The sequence below is a fragment of the uncultured Polaribacter sp. genome, from assembly GCF_947503875.1.
In the GTDB taxonomy this organism is placed as follows: Bacteria; Bacteroidota; Bacteroidia; order Flavobacteriales; family Flavobacteriaceae; genus Polaribacter.
On the sequence record NZ_CANNFH010000005.1, the window covers coordinates 340,198 to 357,118 of the forward strand.

General features: G+C 29.6%; 17 protein-coding genes. 6 read left to right on the forward strand and 11 right to left on the reverse strand.

Annotation, left to right across the window (positions count from 1 at the left end; translation table 11 throughout):
- Nucleotides 1-30 precede the first annotated feature (30 nt).
- The 3 genes from Q0684_RS10435 to Q0684_RS10445 all read right to left on the reverse strand — a co-directional run bounded on the left by Q0684_RS10435 (nucleotide 31) and on the right by Q0684_RS10445 (nucleotide 1,433).
- Complete coding sequence (locus Q0684_RS10435; protein WP_299016300.1) at nucleotides 31-540, reverse strand: DUF2480 family protein; 510 nt, start codon at nucleotides 538-540, stop codon at nucleotides 31-33.
- Nucleotides 541-643: 103 nt separating this feature from the next.
- Nucleotides 644-964, reverse strand: coding sequence for a DUF59 domain-containing protein (locus tag Q0684_RS10440; RefSeq protein WP_298766987.1), 321 nt, complete (start codon nucleotides 962-964; stop codon nucleotides 644-646).
- Between the two features lie 46 nt (nucleotides 965-1,010).
- Nucleotides 1,011-1,433, reverse strand: a complete 423-nt coding sequence (locus Q0684_RS10445) for a SufE family protein (RefSeq protein WP_299016301.1) — start codon at nucleotides 1,431-1,433, stop codon at nucleotides 1,011-1,013.
- Nucleotides 1,434-1,602: 169 nt separating this feature from the next.
- Here Q0684_RS10445 and Q0684_RS10450 point away from each other — a divergent pair, with 169 nt between their 5' ends.
- Entirely contained in the window at nucleotides 1,603-2,529 is a 927-nt protein-coding gene (locus Q0684_RS10450) for a PfkB family carbohydrate kinase (RefSeq protein ID WP_299016303.1), read from the forward strand.
- A gap of 65 nt (nucleotides 2,530-2,594) precedes the next feature.
- On the forward strand, nucleotides 2,595-4,493 hold the full coding sequence (locus Q0684_RS10455; protein ID WP_299016305.1) for an amidophosphoribosyltransferase: 1,899 nt from the start codon (nucleotides 2,595-2,597) through the stop codon (nucleotides 4,491-4,493).
- Nucleotides 4,494-4,768: 275 nt separating this feature from the next.
- On the opposite strand, the gene Q0684_RS10460 is transcribed toward Q0684_RS10455, so the two are convergent.
- Nucleotides 4,769-5,614, reverse strand: coding sequence for an OmpA family protein (locus tag Q0684_RS10460; protein WP_299016307.1), 846 nt, complete (start codon nucleotides 5,612-5,614; stop codon nucleotides 4,769-4,771).
- A 122-nt stretch (nucleotides 5,615-5,736) separates the two neighbouring features.
- Here Q0684_RS10460 and Q0684_RS10465 point away from each other — a divergent pair, with 122 nt between their 5' ends.
- Nucleotides 5,737-6,729 (forward strand): FAD:protein FMN transferase, encoded by a 993-nt coding sequence (locus Q0684_RS10465; protein ID WP_299016310.1) that lies wholly within the window; start codon nucleotides 5,737-5,739, stop codon nucleotides 6,727-6,729.
- A gap of 73 nt (nucleotides 6,730-6,802) precedes the next feature.
- A complete protein-coding gene (locus Q0684_RS10470; protein ID WP_299016313.1) occupies nucleotides 6,803-8,113 on the forward strand; it encodes a hypothetical protein in 1,311 nt (436 codons plus the stop codon).
- Nucleotide 8,114: 1 nt separating this feature from the next.
- Here the strand turns inward: Q0684_RS10470 and Q0684_RS10475 are convergent, their stop codons facing one another.
- The 7 genes from Q0684_RS10475 to Q0684_RS10505 all read right to left on the reverse strand — a co-directional run bounded on the left by Q0684_RS10475 (nucleotide 8,115) and on the right by Q0684_RS10505 (nucleotide 14,643).
- Nucleotides 8,115-8,882 (reverse strand): class I SAM-dependent methyltransferase, encoded by a 768-nt coding sequence (locus tag Q0684_RS10475; protein WP_299016316.1) that lies wholly within the window; start codon nucleotides 8,880-8,882, stop codon nucleotides 8,115-8,117.
- 38 nt (nucleotides 8,883-8,920) lie between these two features.
- Entirely contained in the window at nucleotides 8,921-9,724 is an 804-nt protein-coding gene (gene map, locus Q0684_RS10480) for a type I methionyl aminopeptidase (RefSeq protein ID WP_299016319.1), read from the reverse strand.
- Nucleotides 9,725-9,782: 58 nt separating this feature from the next.
- A complete protein-coding gene (locus tag Q0684_RS10485; protein ID WP_299016322.1) occupies nucleotides 9,783-10,181 on the reverse strand; it encodes a BT0820 family HAD-type phosphatase in 399 nt (132 codons plus the stop codon).
- Nucleotides 10,182-10,712 (reverse strand): thioredoxin family protein, encoded by a 531-nt coding sequence (locus Q0684_RS10490; protein ID WP_299016325.1) that lies wholly within the window; start codon nucleotides 10,710-10,712, stop codon nucleotides 10,182-10,184.
- Nucleotides 10,713-10,722: 10 nt separating this feature from the next.
- The gene (gpmI, locus tag Q0684_RS10495; RefSeq protein ID WP_299016328.1) at nucleotides 10,723-12,240 is read right to left on the reverse strand and encodes a 2,3-bisphosphoglycerate-independent phosphoglycerate mutase; all 1,518 of its coding nucleotides are present in this window, start codon (nucleotides 12,238-12,240) and stop codon (nucleotides 10,723-10,725) included.
- A 248-nt stretch (nucleotides 12,241-12,488) separates the two neighbouring features.
- On the reverse strand, nucleotides 12,489-13,562 hold the full coding sequence (locus Q0684_RS10500) for a family 10 glycosylhydrolase (protein ID WP_299016331.1): 1,074 nt from the start codon (nucleotides 13,560-13,562) through the stop codon (nucleotides 12,489-12,491).
- A gap of 13 nt (nucleotides 13,563-13,575) precedes the next feature.
- Nucleotides 13,576-14,643 (reverse strand): carbohydrate-binding family 9-like protein, encoded by a 1,068-nt coding sequence (locus Q0684_RS10505; protein ID WP_299016333.1) that lies wholly within the window; start codon nucleotides 14,641-14,643, stop codon nucleotides 13,576-13,578.
- A gap of 117 nt (nucleotides 14,644-14,760) precedes the next feature.
- On the opposite strand from Q0684_RS10505, the gene Q0684_RS10510 reads away from it, so the two are divergent.
- Both Q0684_RS10510 and Q0684_RS10515 read left to right on the forward strand, forming a co-directional pair.
- Nucleotides 14,761-16,503 carry an aromatic amino acid hydroxylase gene (locus tag Q0684_RS10510; protein WP_299016336.1) on the forward strand — a complete coding sequence of 581 codons (1,743 nt, stop codon included), beginning with the start codon at nucleotides 14,761-14,763 and terminating at the stop codon, nucleotides 16,501-16,503.
- Nucleotides 16,504-16,550: 47 nt separating this feature from the next.
- Nucleotides 16,551-16,829 (forward strand): rhodanese-like domain-containing protein, encoded by a 279-nt coding sequence (locus Q0684_RS10515; protein WP_299016339.1) that lies wholly within the window; start codon nucleotides 16,551-16,553, stop codon nucleotides 16,827-16,829.
- The last annotated feature ends 92 nt before the right edge of the window (nucleotides 16,830-16,921 follow it).

The window sequence follows — 16,921 nt, forward strand, 5'->3', positions numbered from 1 at the left end:
AAAAGTACTATAATCTATAAAAAAATAAAATTATTTTTTAGATTTATAAAGTGGCACAGTAGAGCAAGCCTCACCAAACATAATAGATTTTGCTATAGGTTGTAATTTGTTAATTAAAAAAGCAAAAGCAGAATTTGGTATTGGTTTTTCTGCACATCCTTTTATGATTACTGGTTTATCTGTAAAGTCTCTAAAATCTACAAAAGTTAAAAGCTCTTGGTAAATTACGGTTTCTAATAACTCTAAATTGCCGATTACTACTTTTTTTGAGTGCGGATTAAGCTCTGACGCAACAAGCATAAAAGCCCAAGAAGGTATAATTGCATCTACAGAACAAGTAACTGCAACAAAACATTTTTTGTATTGAGACCAATCATGATTTTTAACAGAAACTCTAAAGTCTTGCTCTTTTAAAATAATTTCTTCAAAAAGCCAATCTTTAATATCAAAGACTACTCGTTTTCCTTCTGGATATATTTCTTCTAAATCGAATGTTTTTAAAACACTATTGGCAACTCTATTTATAATTTGTTTTTCCATTGTTCTTTAGTTTCAAAGTTTCAAAGTTTCAAAGTTTCAAAGTTGAGAAGTTTTTATATTTCTACTATAAACCAACAACCATCAACCAAAAATCAAAAACCAATTACAACATCCCTAACTCTAACTTTGCTTCTTCACTCATCATTTCTTGTGTCCAAGTAGGATCAAAAGTTATTTCTACTTCACACTCGTTAATTTCTTTAAGAGATTTTACTTTTTCTTCTACATCTCTTGGTAAACTCTCTGCAACAGGGCAGTTTGGCGATGTTAATGTCATTAAAATTTTAGCATTATTTTCATCAGAAACAAAAACATCATAAATTAAACCTAATTCGTAAATATCTACGGGTATTTCTGGATCGAATATTGTTTTTAAAACACGTACAATTTTATCTCCAATTTCGTCTAATTCTTTATCTGTCATCTTTTTATTTTTTTTGTTTGAATAGGGGTTTAAAATCTTAATAAACTTAATTTAGTTTAGTTTGTTGCGCAATGGCATACATTTTAATTTGCTTTAGCATAGAAACCAATCCGTTTGCTCTAGTAGGAGACAAATGTTCTTTTAACCCTATTTTATCAATAAAGCTAGTATCTGCATTTAAAATGTCTTCTGGTTTTTGTTCAGAAAAAACACGTAATAAAAGCGCTACAATTCCTTTGGTTAAAATGGCATCACTATCTGCAGAAAATTTAACTTTATCAGCTTCTAATTCAGAAAATAACCAAACTTTAGATTGGCATCCTTTTATTAAATTTTCTTCCAACTTGTTGGTTTCGTTAATCATGGGCAAAGATTTGCCTAACTCTATAATATATTCATAGCGTTCCATCCAATCATCAAACATAGAAAACTCGTCTATAATTTCTTCTTGTATTTCTTTGATAGTCATTTTTAAAACTTATTTTTGCGGTAGTTATTACTTCCTTTAGTCTAAGTACAAAAATACGACAAAAAAGGCGTAGAACCTGTAAAGTAAATAGAATATTAAAATAGTAAATAGGTTTTTATGATACCAATTACTAAAATAAATTCCTCTATTAAAAGAGGTTTATAAAAATATGAGTAAATTATTAGCAGTAGGTACTGTTGCGTTTGATGCCATAGAAACACCATTTGGTAAAACTGATAAAATATTAGGCGGTTCAGGAAGTTATATAGGTTTAGCAGCGTCTCAATTTGGTATAGAAACAGGTGTGGTTTCTGTAGTTGGTGCAGATTTTTTAGAGTCAGATTTAAAAATGATGAACGCCAAAGGAATTAATACAGATGGTGTAGAAATAGATAAAGACGGTAAAACGTTTTTTTGGAGTGGTAAATATCATAATGATATGAATTCTAGAGATACTTTAATCACAGAATTAAATGTTTTAGAAACTTTTACACCAGTTGTACCCAATAGTTTTAAAGATTCAGCTATAGTTATGTTGGGTAATTTACACCCGTTAACACAAGCATCTGTATTAGATCAAATGACAGAAAGACCAAAATTAGTAGTTTTAGATACTATGAATTTTTGGATGGATATTGCTTTAGATGAATTGCATGCGGTTTTAAAAAGAGTAGATGTAATAACGATTAATGATGAAGAGGCAAGGCAACTTTCTGGAGAATACTCTTTAGTAAATGCCGCTAAAAAGATTCATAAAATGGGGCCAAAATATGTGGTTATTAAAAAAGGAGAACATGGTGCTTTGTTATTTAATGAAGATAAAATGTTTTTTGCACCAGCTTTGCCTTTAGCAGAGGTTTTTGATCCAACAGGAGCAGGAGATACTTTTGCTGGAGGTTTTTGCGGATATTTGGCAAAAACACAAGATATTTCTTTCGAAAACATGAAGAATGCTATTATCTATGGTTCTAATTTAGCATCCTTTTGTGTAGAGAAATTTGGTACAGAGCGTATGCAAGAGCTAACATTGGCAGAGGTAAAAAATCGCTTAAAAGCTTTTAAAGAATTAACACAATTTGATATAGATTTATCATAATTTTAATCCGCGTTTATACACGCGGATTTTTTTTATTACAAAACATAATATAATACTACACAAAAATGAGTGACGCTATTAAGCATGAATGTGGAATTGCATTAGTAAGATTAAAAAAACCACTTCAATTTTACAAAGATAAATATGGTTCTGCTTTTTACGGAATTAACAAAATGTATTTGTTAATGGAAAAACAGCATAATCGTGGGCAAGATGGTGCTGGTTTTGCAAGTATAAAGTTTAATGTTGCACCTGGTACAAGATATGTAAGTAGAGTTCGTTCAAATCAATCCCAGCCCATACAAGATATTTTTGGACAAATAAATTCGCGTTTAAATGGTGTTTTAGAAGAAAACCCAGATAAAAAAAATGATGTTGCTTGGCAAGAAGAAAACATGCCTTATATAGGGAATTTATTTTTAGGTCATGTGCGTTATGGTACGTTTGGTAAAAACAGTATAGAAAGTGTGCATCCTTTTTTAAGACAAAGTAATTGGCGCCATCAAAACTTAATTGTTGCAGGTAATTTTAATATGACTAACTCTAAACAAATGTTAGAAGAGTTGGTAGAATTAGGGCAGCATCCAAAAGAGTTTACAGATACGGTTACTGTAATGGAAAAAATTGGTCATTTTTTAGAAGATGAAGTCGCTAAATTATATCAAAAAGCAAAGAAAAAAGGATTTAGTAAGAAAAATGCTTCTCCTTTTATTGAAGAAAATTTAAGTCTTAAAAAGGTTCTAAAAAGATCTTCTAAAAATTGGGATGGTGGTTATGCAATGGCAGGTTTAGTAGGTCATGGAGACGCTTTTGTGTTAAGAGACCCTAATGGAATTAGACCTACTTATTTTTATGAAGATGATGAAGTTGTTGTTGTAGCGTCAGAAAGACCTGTAATTCAAACTGTTTTCAATCTAAAAATAGATCAAATTCAAGAGTTAGAAAGAGGGCATGCCTTAATTATAAAGAAAAGTGGTGTAACTGCAATAAAAAAAGTTATAGAACCAAAAGAAAAAAAATCTTGTTCTTTTGAGCGTATTTATTTTTCTAGAGGTAGTGATGCAGGTATTTATGAAGAACGAAAAAATTTAGGAAAAAATGTTTTTCCTAAAATATTAAAATCGATAGATTCAGATATTTCAAATTCGGTATTTTCTTACATACCCAATACAGCAGAAACTTCTTTTTATGGAATGACAGAGGCTGCTGAAGATTTATTAAATCAGCAGAAAACGGCCAAAATTTTAGCCGGTGGTAAAAATTTATCAGCAGAAAGAGTAACCCAAATTTTATCTGAAAGACCGCGTTTTGAAAAAATTGCTATTAAAGATGCAAAACTAAGAACGTTTATTGCAGATGATAATTCTAGAGACGATTTAGTAGAACATGTTTACGACATTACTTACGGCGTTGTAAAACCAACTGATAATTTAGTAATTATAGATGATAGTATTGTACGTGGTACTACATTAAAGAAAAGTATTATTAAAATTTTAGATCGTTTAAGTCCTAAAAAAATTGTGGTAGTTTCTTCTGCGCCACAAATTCGTTATCCAGATTGTTATGGTATAGATATGGCAAGAATAGATGCTTTTATAGCATTTAAAGCAGCTATAGCATTATTAAAAGATACCAAACAAGAACACATAATTACAGACGTTTACAACAAATCTAAAGCTCAGCAAAATGCAAAAGATGAAGATGTTATTAATTATGTAAAGGAAATCTATAAACCTTTTGCAGCAGAAGAAATTTCTGCCAAAATAGCAGAAATGCTAAAAACGAAAGATATAAATGCAGATGTTGAGGTTATTTATCAATCTATAGAAGGTTTGCACAAAGCTTGTCCAGATAATTTAGGAGATTGGTATTTTACTGGTAATTACCCAACTCCAGGAGGAATGCGAGTTGTGAATCAGGCGTTTATTAATTTTTATGAAGGTAATGATAAAAGAGCGTATTAAGCAGTTTTATACGTGATTCAAATAAAAAAAACATCTAAAAAATAATTTTTAGATGTTTTTTTTTTTTTTTTGAATATTTTATACTTTCTTTCTTTTTAAAATAACGTTGTTATAATATTTTAAAATTATGCATTTTTATGCCAAGTAAAGCCTTTCTGTAAATTTAAATATTACTATCCTTATCCTTTTTTAGATTTAAAATATGCATCTGCAAAGACAAAAAAAAGAGATTACTTTAACAAGTAATCTCTTTTAGAATTATTGTGACTAAAAAACTATTTAGCATCTTGCTCTAACAAATCAAAAAACTGATTTAATTTAGGCATAATTATAATTTTTGTTCTTCTGTTTTTAGCGCGTCCTTCGACAGAATCATTTCCAGCTAAAGGTATATATTGACTTCTACCAGCAGCTATTAAACGCTCTGGCTTTACAGCATACTTATATTGTAAAATTCTAGTTATAGAAGTTGCTCTTAATGCAGATAAATCCCAATTATCTTGTATTAAATCTCTTTTAATTGGAGTAGCATCTGTATGGCCTTCAATCATAACTTCCATTTGTGGTTGATCGTTTACAACTTTTGCTATCTTTTCTAAAACTGTATATGCACCTTCAGTTACGTTGTAGCTTCCACTTTTAAATAGCAACTTATCCGAAATAGAGATAAAAACTACAGTTTTTTCTACATTTACCTCAATATCTTTATCTTGTATACCATCTGTTAAATTTCTTGTTAAGTGATATTTTATAGCTAAATTTAAAGAGTCTTTTTGCGTCATGGCTTTTCTAACCCCATTAATATACTTGTCTTTCTCACTTAATTGAGAAATTACATTTTTAATGTTATTAGAAGAAGATTGTGTTAAAACAGTTAAATTTTCTACTTGTTTTAGGGCTACTTTTTTATCTTCTTGTAAATATTTTACTTGTTCAGATAAGGCAAAAGCTTTTGCAGATTCTTTTTCATTTTCAATTAAACATTTTTGCAGATTAGTTTTAACTGCTAAAAGTTCATTTTCTGTTTTAGACTTTGCTTCTTGTAAGGCTACAAACTCTTTTTTAGAAACACAAGAGGTTACTAAAATTCCTGATAATAGTATTAACGATATTTTTTTCATTGTTATCTACTTCTAACTTTAATGTGAATTACAAATTTAATAAATTAGCCGAATTAAAATAAGATTTGTTTATTTTTTGTGAAATTTTTATGCACTATTTTTGTATTCTCTAACAATTTTTTATGAAACATCTTAAATACATCCATTTATTGCTATTTATTTTAATTTTATGTGCTTGCAAAGAACAGAAGGTTTCAAAAGATTATACTTTAAAAGGCTTTGTCTTTGGTACTACGTACAAGATTATTTATTTAGATGGAAAACAGAATTATCAAAAAGATATCGATCGTTTATTTCAAGATATTAACAATTCACTATCTACTTACATATCAACTTCAGATATTTCTAAAATAAATGCAGGAGATACCTCTGTAATTGTAGATGAATATTTTGTTGAGGTATTTAAAAAATCTAAAAGAATTTTTAAAGAAACAAATGGTTATTTTGATCCTACAGTGGGCAATTTAGTTAATGCTTATGGTTTTGGGCCAAAGAATGAAGAAAACAATCTTTCACAAGAGCAAATTGAAAAAGAAATGAAGTTTGTGGGATTAAACAATGTAGCCCTACAAAATAATAAAATTGTAAAAAAGTATCCAGAAGTTTATTTAGACTTTAACTCCATTGCAAAAGGGTATGCTTTAGATGTAATTGCACGTTTTTTAGAAAAGAATAAGGTTGTAAATTTTTTAGTAGAAATTGGTGGAGAAATTAGAACCAAAGGCACTAAAAAAGAAAACAAACCATGGGTAATTAAATTAATAGACCCAGTAAAGTCTGCAACAAATAACGGATTTAAAAAAATAAACCTCTCTAATAAAGCCATGGCTACTTCTGGAAATTATAGAAAATTTAGAATTCTTGATGACGGCACAAAGTATGTGCATACCATTAATCCTAAAACTGGCTATGCATTGCAGAGCAATTTATTAAGTGCATCTATTATTGGAGGTTTGGATTGTGCAGATTTAGATGCCTATGCAACTGCATTTATGGCTATGGGCTTACAATCTTCAATAGAATTTTTACAAAAACACCCAGAAATTCAGGCAATTTTAATTTATACAAATAATGAGGGTGATTTATTAGAATTTACTAATTATACCTATAATTAGGTAGGTTTTTAATAGGTCTAAAAAATATTTTTTCATTATCTTGCCAATCAAACAGTTAACTGTAAAATCTACTATGAAAAAAATATTGTTAATTATTGGTATTTTATCTTTAACACCTATTTTAGCGCAGTCAAATGCAGATTTTGCTAGAGTTTATCTAAAAAGGGCTAGAATTTCTGCAGCAGAAATTGATTTTAAAGGAGCTCGTGTTTCCTTTGAAAAAGCAATGACTTATATGGATGCTATAAAAGATAAAGAAGTTGCCTCTTTGGGTGCCACAATTTATTTTGATGAATTTGATAAACAAAAAACAGAAGAGTTACAATTAGATTTTTTAAATAAAGCGCTTTACTACTCTAAGCAATACTTTTTGTTGGATAAAAATAATAGAACAGAAGTGTTTTCAGAAAATTTAGACATGCAGCTGTCTATTATAGATGCCATTAAAGAAGTTGAAAAAAAAATAACTAAAAAAGAATTAGAACGAATTAGAAAGGAAAAAGAATTAAAAAAAATAGATTCTTTAAAAACTATTTGGAATAATAAGTCAAAAGCTTTGTCCATAGTTGCAGATACCATTTATAGCTTTAATTCTAAGAACTTTGCGCTCTTTACATTTAATGGTAATTATGGAATTGTAAATGATAGAGCAGAGGTTATTGTAAAAGCTGAAGAATATGGTTTTGGTGTAAGTTACGATGGTTATATTGTGCTGCAAAACACAGAAACGAGACCAACAAAAATCTATTATTTAAATACGACTAATGGATCTGGAAATACTTTACCACCGCCTTCTGATATTAATCCACTTTCTACACACTATGGTAAAGTAATGTTGCCTAGGGCAAATGGTAGATTAGTTACTTATCTTAATAATTCTTATGAACCTTTAGTATTTGATTTAGTGCAACATAAGGTAGTTAGACTTGCAAATTTAGAAGATGTTTTAAAAGCTTTGAAAAAGAATGATAGAATTAAGAAATACAATAATGATGGTGAAATTAAATTGGGTAAAGATTGGTATTTTTTTGGTGGTCATTTAGGAGGTGGTGTGCATCCAATTTACGCTAAAGGAAACTATAAAGTACATGGTTATTTGTTTTCTATTGATGGCACTATGCTTTTAGCATCAACTAATTTAGAATATATTGGAGCTTTTCACGAAAATAAATTACAAGCTTTTAAAGATGATACTGTTTGTTGGATTAACCAAAATGGAACAGAAATTAATGAACCTGTAGACCCGTTTAAAGTGTATGAAGGTAACTCTAAAATTGTAAAGTTAGAAGATGGAGTTTACCAGATTTTTAATGAAGGTAAGATTATTAAAGGTGAAGAAGAACTAGAAAAAATGGCTGACTTTCTTAGAAAGTTTCAAAAGTAAATTATTTATAACAAACAGGAAGAATCTCATTTTTCATCAAACAAAATCGTTCTAGTTTTTCTGGAGCGATTTTTTTTGTATAATCCACCTCATCTACTTTAAAACCAATTTGCCTTAATTTATCAAAGTAATCTCTTCCATACACTCTAACATGGTCATATTGCCCAAATATTTTAGTACGTTCTTTTTTATCTACAATAGAATGATCTTCAAAGGTTAGTGCTCTAGCTAAATCTTGCGGAATTTGGAAAATACCAAAACCGCCTTTTTTTAATACCCTAAAAAGCTCTTGCATTGCCTTAGTGTCGTCTTTAATGTGTTCTAAAACGTGGTTGCAAAAAACAACATCAAAAGAATTATCTTTAAAAGGTAAATCACAAATATCTGCTTTTACATCTGCAATAGGAGATTCTATATCTGATGTTGTATACTCTAAGTTTTTTTGTTTTTTAAACAGATCTAAAAAGCATTGTTCTGGTGCAATATGTAATACTTTTATTTTTTCTGTTGAAGTAAAAAAATCGGTTTCATCTTGCAAAAAAAGCCACATTAAGCGATGTCTTTCTAAAGATAGAGTAGAAGGTGATAGTGCATTTTCTCTTTGTTTGCTGTAGCCATAAGGTAAAAACTTTTTAAAAGATTTACCATCTATGGGATCTGTAAAATTGTCTCCTTTTAAATACCAAGTTATCAATGGTTTTATCCAGTAACTTGCTTTTATAAGTAAAGGTCTTGGTATGGTGTTTAAGACAGATTTAAATAGAGACATTTATAGTATACGTTATTAATATGCAATTTAAAACTGTTTTATTGTCTAAATTCATCTTCTTCATTGGTAACAATACCTAATGCATCATGTACGTATTTAAAGGTAGAGAGTAATTCTGGTTTTCCGTTTAAAATAGCAACATCATGCTCAAAATGGGCAGAAGGTTTATTGTCTAGGGTAGTTATTGTCCAACCATCTGCATGTTGTCTAATTTTGTGTGTTCCTAAATTTGTCATCGGTTCAATGGCAACAACCATACCTTCTACAAACTTTTTGCCTCGTCCTCTTTTGCCATAATTAGGCATTTCTGGGTCTTCATGCATTTCTCTTCCTAAACCATGACCTACTAATTCTCTTACAACACCATAACCATGTTCTTCGGTAAATTTTTGAATAGCAAAACCAACATCTCCTACTCTATTACCCGTTTTAAATTCTTTTATACCCACATATAAACTTTGTCTGGTAACATCTAGTAATTTTTTGGTTTCTTCAGCAATTTCGCCAACAGCAAATGTATAGGCATGATCTCCATAAAAACCATTTTTTTTAGCACCACAATCTATAGAAATAATATCTCCTTCTTTTAAAGGTTCTTTATTAGGAATACCATGTACTACCTGCGCATTAGGACTCATGCACAATGTGTTAGGGAAATCATACAGTCCTAAAAAACCGGGTATTGCACCTTCTGCTCTAATAAAATCTTCTGCTAGTTTATCTAAATATAAAGTAGAAACACCTGGTTTAACTTCTTTAGCAAGCATACCTAGTGTTTTAGAAACTATTAATGCACTTTCGCGCATAATTTCTATTTCTTCTTTGGTTTTTATTTTAATCATTTTAAAAAAATTGAACCACAAAGTTACTATAATTTAAGCAAATGGTTAGTGCTAATTGTTATTTGAAAAAAGATAAAAAACCTTTTTTTTTCTTTGGTTTAATATCATGATTTAGTAGTTGTCTGTAAACAGCTGTCCATCCAATAAAGCCGCCAATGTTTCTATCGTCAACAAAAATGTCTGCATTTATTTTTCTACTGTATTTTGGGTCAAATTCTTCTTCTGGAAAGCTTTTGTTTATAGCATAAAATTCTACACCATTTTCTTTACAAAAAGAAACAGCTTCATCAAGTTTTTGGCCACTTCTATATGTCCATAGCACTAATCTGTATCCTTCTAAATTTAACTTGCGTAAAGTTTCAAAAGCAAATAATTGGGGTTTCCCTATTTTAGGATAAGCATCTTTTACAACAGTGCCGTCAAAATCTATTGCTACTATTAAATTATTACTTTTCATTTATTTACTACTATCGTAAGCGTGTTTATAAGGTTTCCCTGAAACAATTTTTAAAATATCTTTTTCTAATGTTTCTATCGGTCTTTCTACAAAACGTCCAATTTCTGCGCCATCTTTATAAAAAATAAATGTAGGTACACGTAAAAGTTGAAAACCTTTTTCTAGTTTGTTTAGTGTTTTTTTATTTCTATTTACAGTAATTAATTCATGGTTTTTTAAGTTAAAATTGGCTGCTTCTAAGATTTTAAAAAAATGAGGAACTTCCTTTTTAGAATCTTTACACCAAGTACCCATAAAGCTTTTAATTTTAACACCTTTAAGGTTTTTTTCTATTGCAGTTATGGTAGTCTCGTCTACTTTAAAATTAGTATAACCTTTATTAAACCACACATTGTAAGGTGCTGCTTTTAAAGATTCTTTGTTAGCAACACCTACTAAATCCCCTTTTTTGTTTTTGGTAGCATTAATTACCTGCTTTGTGTTACTACAAGAGGCAAATACAATACATGATAAAATAAAATAAAATCTCATTTTTTGTAATTTACAAAAGCGACTTTTGAGTCATTTCCTTTGGTTGCGCTACATTTAATAAATCTAAAATAGTTGGCGCAACATCTCCTAAAATACCGCTTTTTATCGACTTTATTTCTTCATCAATTAAAATAAAAGGTACAGGGTTTGTGGTGTGCGCTGTATGAGGTGAGCCATCTGAATTCATCATCGTTTCACAATTTCCGTGGTCTGCAATTAATAATGTAGAATAGCCGTTTTTTAAACCTGTTTCTATTACTGCTTTTGCACATTCATCTACTGTTTCACAGGCTTTAATAGCTGCTTCCATAATGCCTGTATGCCCAACCATATCTCCATTAGCAAAGTTTAAACATACAAAATCTGCTTCTCCTTTTTCTAAATCTTCACACAAAGCATCTTTTAATTCGTAAGCAGACATTTCTGGTTTTAAATCGTAAGTTGCAACTTTTGGTGAGTTTCTTAAAATTCTAGATTCGCCTTTAAAAGGTGCTTCTTGTCCTCCAGAAAAGAAAAAAGTAACATGTGGATATTTTTCTGTTTCTGCAATTCTAATCTGTTTTTTACCAGCATTAGAAAGTACTTCGCCCAAAGTATTTTTAATATTATCATTATTATAAATCACATTAATTCCTTTAAAACTTTCGTCATATAAAGTAATAGTTGTGTAATATAAATCTAATTTTTTCATCCCAAATTCTGGGAAATCGTTTTGAGACAAAGCATTGGTTAATTCTCTTCCTCTATCTGTTCTATAATTAAAAAATAGTACAACATCGCCTTCTTTTATTTGGGTTTTTGGGCTACCATCTGCATTTGTATTTATAATAGATTTATGAAATTCATCTGTAATTCCTTCTTCATAATTTGCATTCATTTCTGCAATAACATCTGTAGTTTTTGTACCCACAGCATTTACCACACCATCATAGGCTTCTTTAACTCTTTCCCATCTATTGTCTCTATCCATGGCATAATAACGTCCTGTAACAGAAGCTAATTCTCCTGTACTTTCTTTCATATATTCCTGGATATCGTTTATAAAAAATGTGCCAGATTTAGGGTCGCAATCTCTACCGTCTGTAAATGCATGTAGGTAAACATTGTCTACAGCATTTTCTTTAGCAACATCTAAAATTCCCTTTAAATGATTAATGTGTGCATGTATGCCACCGTTAGAGACCAGGCCTAATAAGTGTACATCTTTATTGTTTTCTTTAGCATATTTTAAAGTATCTAGTAATACTTTTTCTTTACCTAAAGTTTTATCTTCTACTGCTTTGTTAATTCTCGCTAAATTTTGATACACTATTCTACCAGCACCTAAATTCATATGGCCAACTTCAGAATTACCCATTTGACCTTCTGGTAAGCCAACATGTAAACCATCTGTTCTTAATTCTGCATTTGGATATTTATTATATAAGCTATTTATGTAAGGTGTTTTTGCATTGTATATTGCAGATACTTTTGGGTCTTGGGTTATGCCCCAACCATCTAAAATCATTAAGATTACTTTCTTGTCCATTTTCTAAAATTAAGTGGTAAAAATAAGAAAGTTTTTTTGCTTTGTAATACTATTTTACGAAACCGATAACGTTAAATTCAAAATGTTAAATAACAGTTAAAATAATTAATTTTTTGAAATGTTTTTTAAAAAAAGAAGTCTATATAAATAGTTAACAATTTAAAAATCAGATTACTCTATTTTATAATTATTTGAATTAATTTATTAAAGAGAGATTAAAGACTATTCTAGTTTTAGGATAGTCTTTTTTATTTCTTGTTTTTTAATGCTACTAAAACTTGCTTCTGCTCTTCAGTTAAATCGTCTGCAGTATAAATAGAAATACCTTTTGTACCACTTTCTTTCGCTAGTTTTATAGCTTTTTCTAAATCTTTAGCTTTTCTTAGGGCAGGAGAATACAAGCCAGCAATAACTGGAAAATTAACATCTGAAACACCTTGTTTTGCAGCAAAACCAATCCAATTTATATTTTGTCGATAAAAATTTTGATATAACATTGGATAGGCAGCATCTAAATTCCAATCGTTCCAAGCTTGCCTAACCATTTGTCTAGACATTTCTGGGAAAGGAAAAACAGCCGCTGTTATTTTTTTGTTTTCAGCATGTGCAATTTCTGCAATTTCATTAACCAGATTAGTTATTGCGTTTAAACGATATTGTCTCCATTCTGTAGATAGTTCTGGATGTTTAAAATCTATTGGATCTTTACCAAATATTTTTTTAAAGCCTGCTCTTGCTATTGAATGGTAGCCATAATCATATTCTGGCATTTCAGTTTCTTGTACTAAATTATATTTTGGTTGCAAATCTGCACCCAGTATTACGTCTGGATATCTAACATAATCTAAATGTACAGATGCTAAACCTTCTATTTTTAAAAGTTTTTTAGCATTATTAATTATATATTCCTTTGCTTTGGGATGAAAAGGGCTTAACCATTGGTAATAATCTACATAGGCTCTGTATTCTAAAGAATTTTTACCATTTCTATTTACAGCATACCAATTTGGGTGCTTTTGAGCAATTGTATCATTGGGCCTGTTTAAAGTCCATAACCAACCATGAACTTTAATTTGTTTTTGATTTGCAAGAGGGATTATTTTTTTTAAAATTTCTGGAGGTGCTCCAACTAATATCTCACTTATACCCAAAGAATCATAGTAACTTAATTTTTCTTTCCAGTTGTTTTCTTCAAAATTATTTCCAGCTCCAACCCAAGTGCTTATAATAAATTTCTTTGTTTTAGCTTCTGTGTCTTTTGAATTGTTTTTACAAGAAATTATACATAGCATTAAGCAAAATAAACTAATATTTTTTATCATAATTTTAAATTTATTACTGGTCTTTTTTTAAAAAACCGCTTTCGTTAATTGTATATGTTGAATTTTCTGTAGTAACTTTTAAATTAAAACCAGAAAAGGTTTTTAAAAAGGTTACGTTAATAATCTTGTTTTCAATTTTAATTGGCTCAAAAACAGTTATTGTGCCAACTTTTTTGTTTTTTAGATACTGTAAATCTTTATATAAAATACTTCTAAAAAGGGTGTAAATAATTTGTTCTGTAAGTACATCTGTTTTGTGTTTAAATTGTATTGCATTTTTGGGTGTATTTTTAGAAAATTGAATATAACCCCATTTTTCTGGTAAATGCATGTTAATTTCGCCTTGGTTAGACCAAACCCAATTATATTCTGGTAGGTATTTATTGTCGCGTTTTTTTCTTGCATATGTGTTATTTATCAAATCAAAATCCCAATTAACGCGAGAAAAGTTAATACGCCATTGTTCTCCATCTTTAATTTTTGCTCTAGGTAAGTTTTTTAGCGCTACAAAAGATTTTAACGGAATTGCCATTTCTACAGACCAAAATGTGTCTATATCTTTAGCATTATTTAAAGTTCCTTCAATAAAAACTTTTGCTTTTAATTCTTCTAAATTCCACTCATTTTTGGGTTTACCTCCTAAAGAATAGGGTTTGTCTAAAAGTAAGTCCCAAACAGTTTCTAAGGCATTAATTTCTATTTCACCATAATTGTAAACATCATTAGATGGATTTATAAATACTTCAAAATCATTATTCAAAAAAATAACTTGGTCTCTTTCTGTAATATCTGCCCAAATGTGTTCTTCAAATAATTTGGCATAAATGTATAAATACTCATCATCCCAAAGCATTTTAACTTTGGTAACTTGCTTAGGTGTTTTTATGCCTTCTATATCTATAAAATTAGAGGTGTATTTTGTGTTTTTCCAAATATCTTCGTCATCTATACCATCAATAGTAAGTGGTTTGTCTGTTTTATAAACAACGTATGTTTTTGGTGTTACGAGATCTTTAAAAAAACTTGTTTCTAAATTTAAGCTTTGTTTTTTACAGGAAAATAGAATTGTAAAAAAAATCAAAAAATAACTTTTTTTCATTTTTAGTGTAATTGATGGCTAAGATAAAAAATAGCTTTTTATTATTTTAAATATTAACTATTAAAATGCGTATTTTTGTAAGAATAATTCAATAATATTATGGAAACACACTTCGAATTGAATAATGTCACAAAAAAGTTGCCAAAACACCTGCATAAATTTGTTGTAAAACAACCTTACAACGAATATACAGCACAAAACCAAGCTGTTTGGCGTTACGTAATGAGAATGAATGTGGATTATTTAAGTAAAGTTGCACATAAATCTTATTTAGAAGGACTTTCAAAAACAGGTATTTCTGTTGAAGAAATTCCACATATGGAAGGCATGAACCGAATTTTAAAAGACATTGGTTGGGCAGCAGTTTCTGTAGATGGTTTTATTCCACCAAATGCTTTTATGGAATTTCAGGCGTATAATGTTTTGGTAATTGCATCTGATATGCGTACTATAAATCATATAGAATATACGCCAGCGCCAGATATTATTCATGAAGCTGCAGGCCATGCACCAATTATTGCAAACCCAGAATATGCTGAATATTTAAGACGTTTTGGAGAAATTGGAAGCAAAGCAATATCTTCTGCAACAGATTACGAAATGTATGAAGCGATCAGGCTTTTATCAATCTTAAAAGAAAACCCAAATTCTTCTGAAGAAGAAATACAAAAAGCACAAGAAGCAGTAGAGTTTCTGCAAAATAATATGGGCGAATTGTCTGAAATGGCACAAATAAGAAACTTGCATTGGTGGACTGTAGAATACGGTTTAATTGGCACTTTAGAACAACCTAAAATTTACGGTGCAGGTTTACTTTCATCTATAGGAGAAAGTGCTTGGTGTTTAAAGGATAAAGTAAAAAAAGTACCTTACTCTATAGAAGCAGCCACAGTAAATTTTGATATTACAAAACCACAACCACAATTATTTGTAACTCCAGATTTTGCACATTTAAGTTTGGTTTTAGAGCAGTTTGCCAATAAAATGGCCATAAGAAAAGGAGGCTTAAAAGGCATACAAAAGTTGATAAATTCTAAAAATTTAGGAACTATAGAATTAAGTACTGGAATTCAAATTTCTGGTGTTTTTACTAATGTGATTTCAGATGAAAATAATAAACCTATTTATTTTCAGACAACAGGCGAAACTGCATTGGCAAATAGAGATAAAGAATTAATAGGCCATGGTGTAGAAACTCATAAAAATGGTTTTGGAAGTCCAATTGGTAAGTTAAAAGGCATAAATATTGCTATAGAAAACATGAGTCCTAGAGATTTAGAAGCTTACCAAATTTACGAAGGAAAAACAATTTGTTTAGAGTTTGAAGGAGGCGTTAAAGTAGAAGGAGATGTAATTACAGGTACTAGAGATTTAAGAGGTAAAATTTTATTAATTACTTTTAAAAATTGTACCGTTTCTTATGGCACAGAAATATTATTTAAACCAGAATGGGGTGTTTTTGATATGGCAGTTGGTAAAGAAGTAGTTTCTGCGTATTCTAATGCTGCAGATGTAAATTCTTTTTTAGATAAAAGTGAAGTTTCTAAAACAAAAACGCATAAAATTAAATATTCGGAAAAAGAGAAAGTTCTCTATAATTTATATGACCAAACTAGGCAATTAAGAGAAAGTAATATAGTAGTAGAAAAAAAACTAGAAAACGTTTTTAATCAATTAACAACAACATTTCCAAAAGATTGGTTGTTAACTTTAGAATTATATGAATTGGCCAAAAAATATAATTTTTCCCTTAAAAATGATATATTACAACACTTAGAAATTTTAAAAAGTAATAAAAGTTACACAAAATTAATTGAAAATGGATTAGCTTTGTGTAATTAACAAAACAATATAGCATGGGTTTATTTAGCATGTTTAAAAGAAAAAATATGAGTGTAGAGATAAAAGAATTTTTAGCAAAAGATGCCGTAATTTTAGATGTAAGAACTTTAGAAGAATGGAATGAAGGGCATATAGAAAATTCAAAACATATAGTTTTAAATACAATACCAACAGAGTTGGAACAAATAAAAGCTTGGAACAAGCCTGTAATTGCCGTTTGTAGAAGTGGCGCAAGAAGCGGACAAGCAACACAGTTTTTAAACCAAAATGGAGTAGAGGCTATAAATGGTGGACCTTGGGGAGATGTTGCCGCAGTTTTAGATTAGCATTAATTTCTGAAATATTTTCTTTAACAAGTTACGTTTAATTCAGAATTAAATTTTGAGGTTTAGTAGTAATTTCAATTGAAAATAAAGTA

Coding starts and splice junctions, on each gene's coding strand:
- Q0684_RS10440 (WP_298766987.1), bottom strand. CDS start 964: ATGACAGATAAAGAATTAGACGAAATTGGAGATAAAATTGTACGTGTT.
- Q0684_RS10470 (WP_299016313.1), top strand. CDS start 6,803: ATGAAAAAAATATTGTTAATTATTGGTATTTTATCTTTAACACCTATT.
- Q0684_RS10490 (WP_299016325.1), bottom strand. CDS start 10,712: ATGAGATTTTATTTTATTTTATCATGTATTGTATTTGCCTCTTGTAGT.
- Q0684_RS10465 (WP_299016310.1), top strand. CDS start 5,737: ATGAAACATCTTAAATACATCCATTTATTGCTATTTATTTTAATTTTA.
- Q0684_RS10435 (WP_299016300.1), bottom strand. CDS start 540: ATGGAAAAACAAATTATAAATAGAGTTGCCAATAGTGTTTTAAAAACA.
- Q0684_RS10485 (WP_299016322.1), bottom strand. CDS start 10,181: ATGAAAAGTAATAATTTAATAGTAGCAATAGATTTTGACGGCACTGTT.
- Q0684_RS10515 (WP_299016339.1), top strand. CDS start 16,551: ATGAGTGTAGAGATAAAAGAATTTTTAGCAAAAGATGCCGTAATTTTA.
- Q0684_RS10510 (WP_299016336.1), top strand. CDS start 14,761: ATGGAAACACACTTCGAATTGAATAATGTCACAAAAAAGTTGCCAAAA.
- Q0684_RS10460 (WP_299016307.1), bottom strand. CDS start 5,614: ATGAAAAAAATATCGTTAATACTATTATCAGGAATTTTAGTAACCTCT.
- Q0684_RS10500 (WP_299016331.1), bottom strand. CDS start 13,562: ATGATAAAAAATATTAGTTTATTTTGCTTAATGCTATGTATAATTTCT.
- map (WP_299016319.1), bottom strand. CDS start 9,724: ATGATTAAAATAAAAACCAAAGAAGAAATAGAAATTATGCGCGAAAGT.
- Q0684_RS10475 (WP_299016316.1), bottom strand. CDS start 8,882: ATGTCTCTATTTAAATCTGTCTTAAACACCATACCAAGACCTTTACTT.
- gpmI (WP_299016328.1), bottom strand. CDS start 12,240: ATGGACAAGAAAGTAATCTTAATGATTTTAGATGGTTGGGGCATAACC.
- Q0684_RS10445 (WP_299016301.1), bottom strand. CDS start 1,433: ATGACTATCAAAGAAATACAAGAAGAAATTATAGACGAGTTTTCTATG.
- Q0684_RS10450 (WP_299016303.1), top strand. CDS start 1,603: ATGAGTAAATTATTAGCAGTAGGTACTGTTGCGTTTGATGCCATAGAA.
- Q0684_RS10455 (WP_299016305.1), top strand. CDS start 2,595: ATGAGTGACGCTATTAAGCATGAATGTGGAATTGCATTAGTAAGATTA.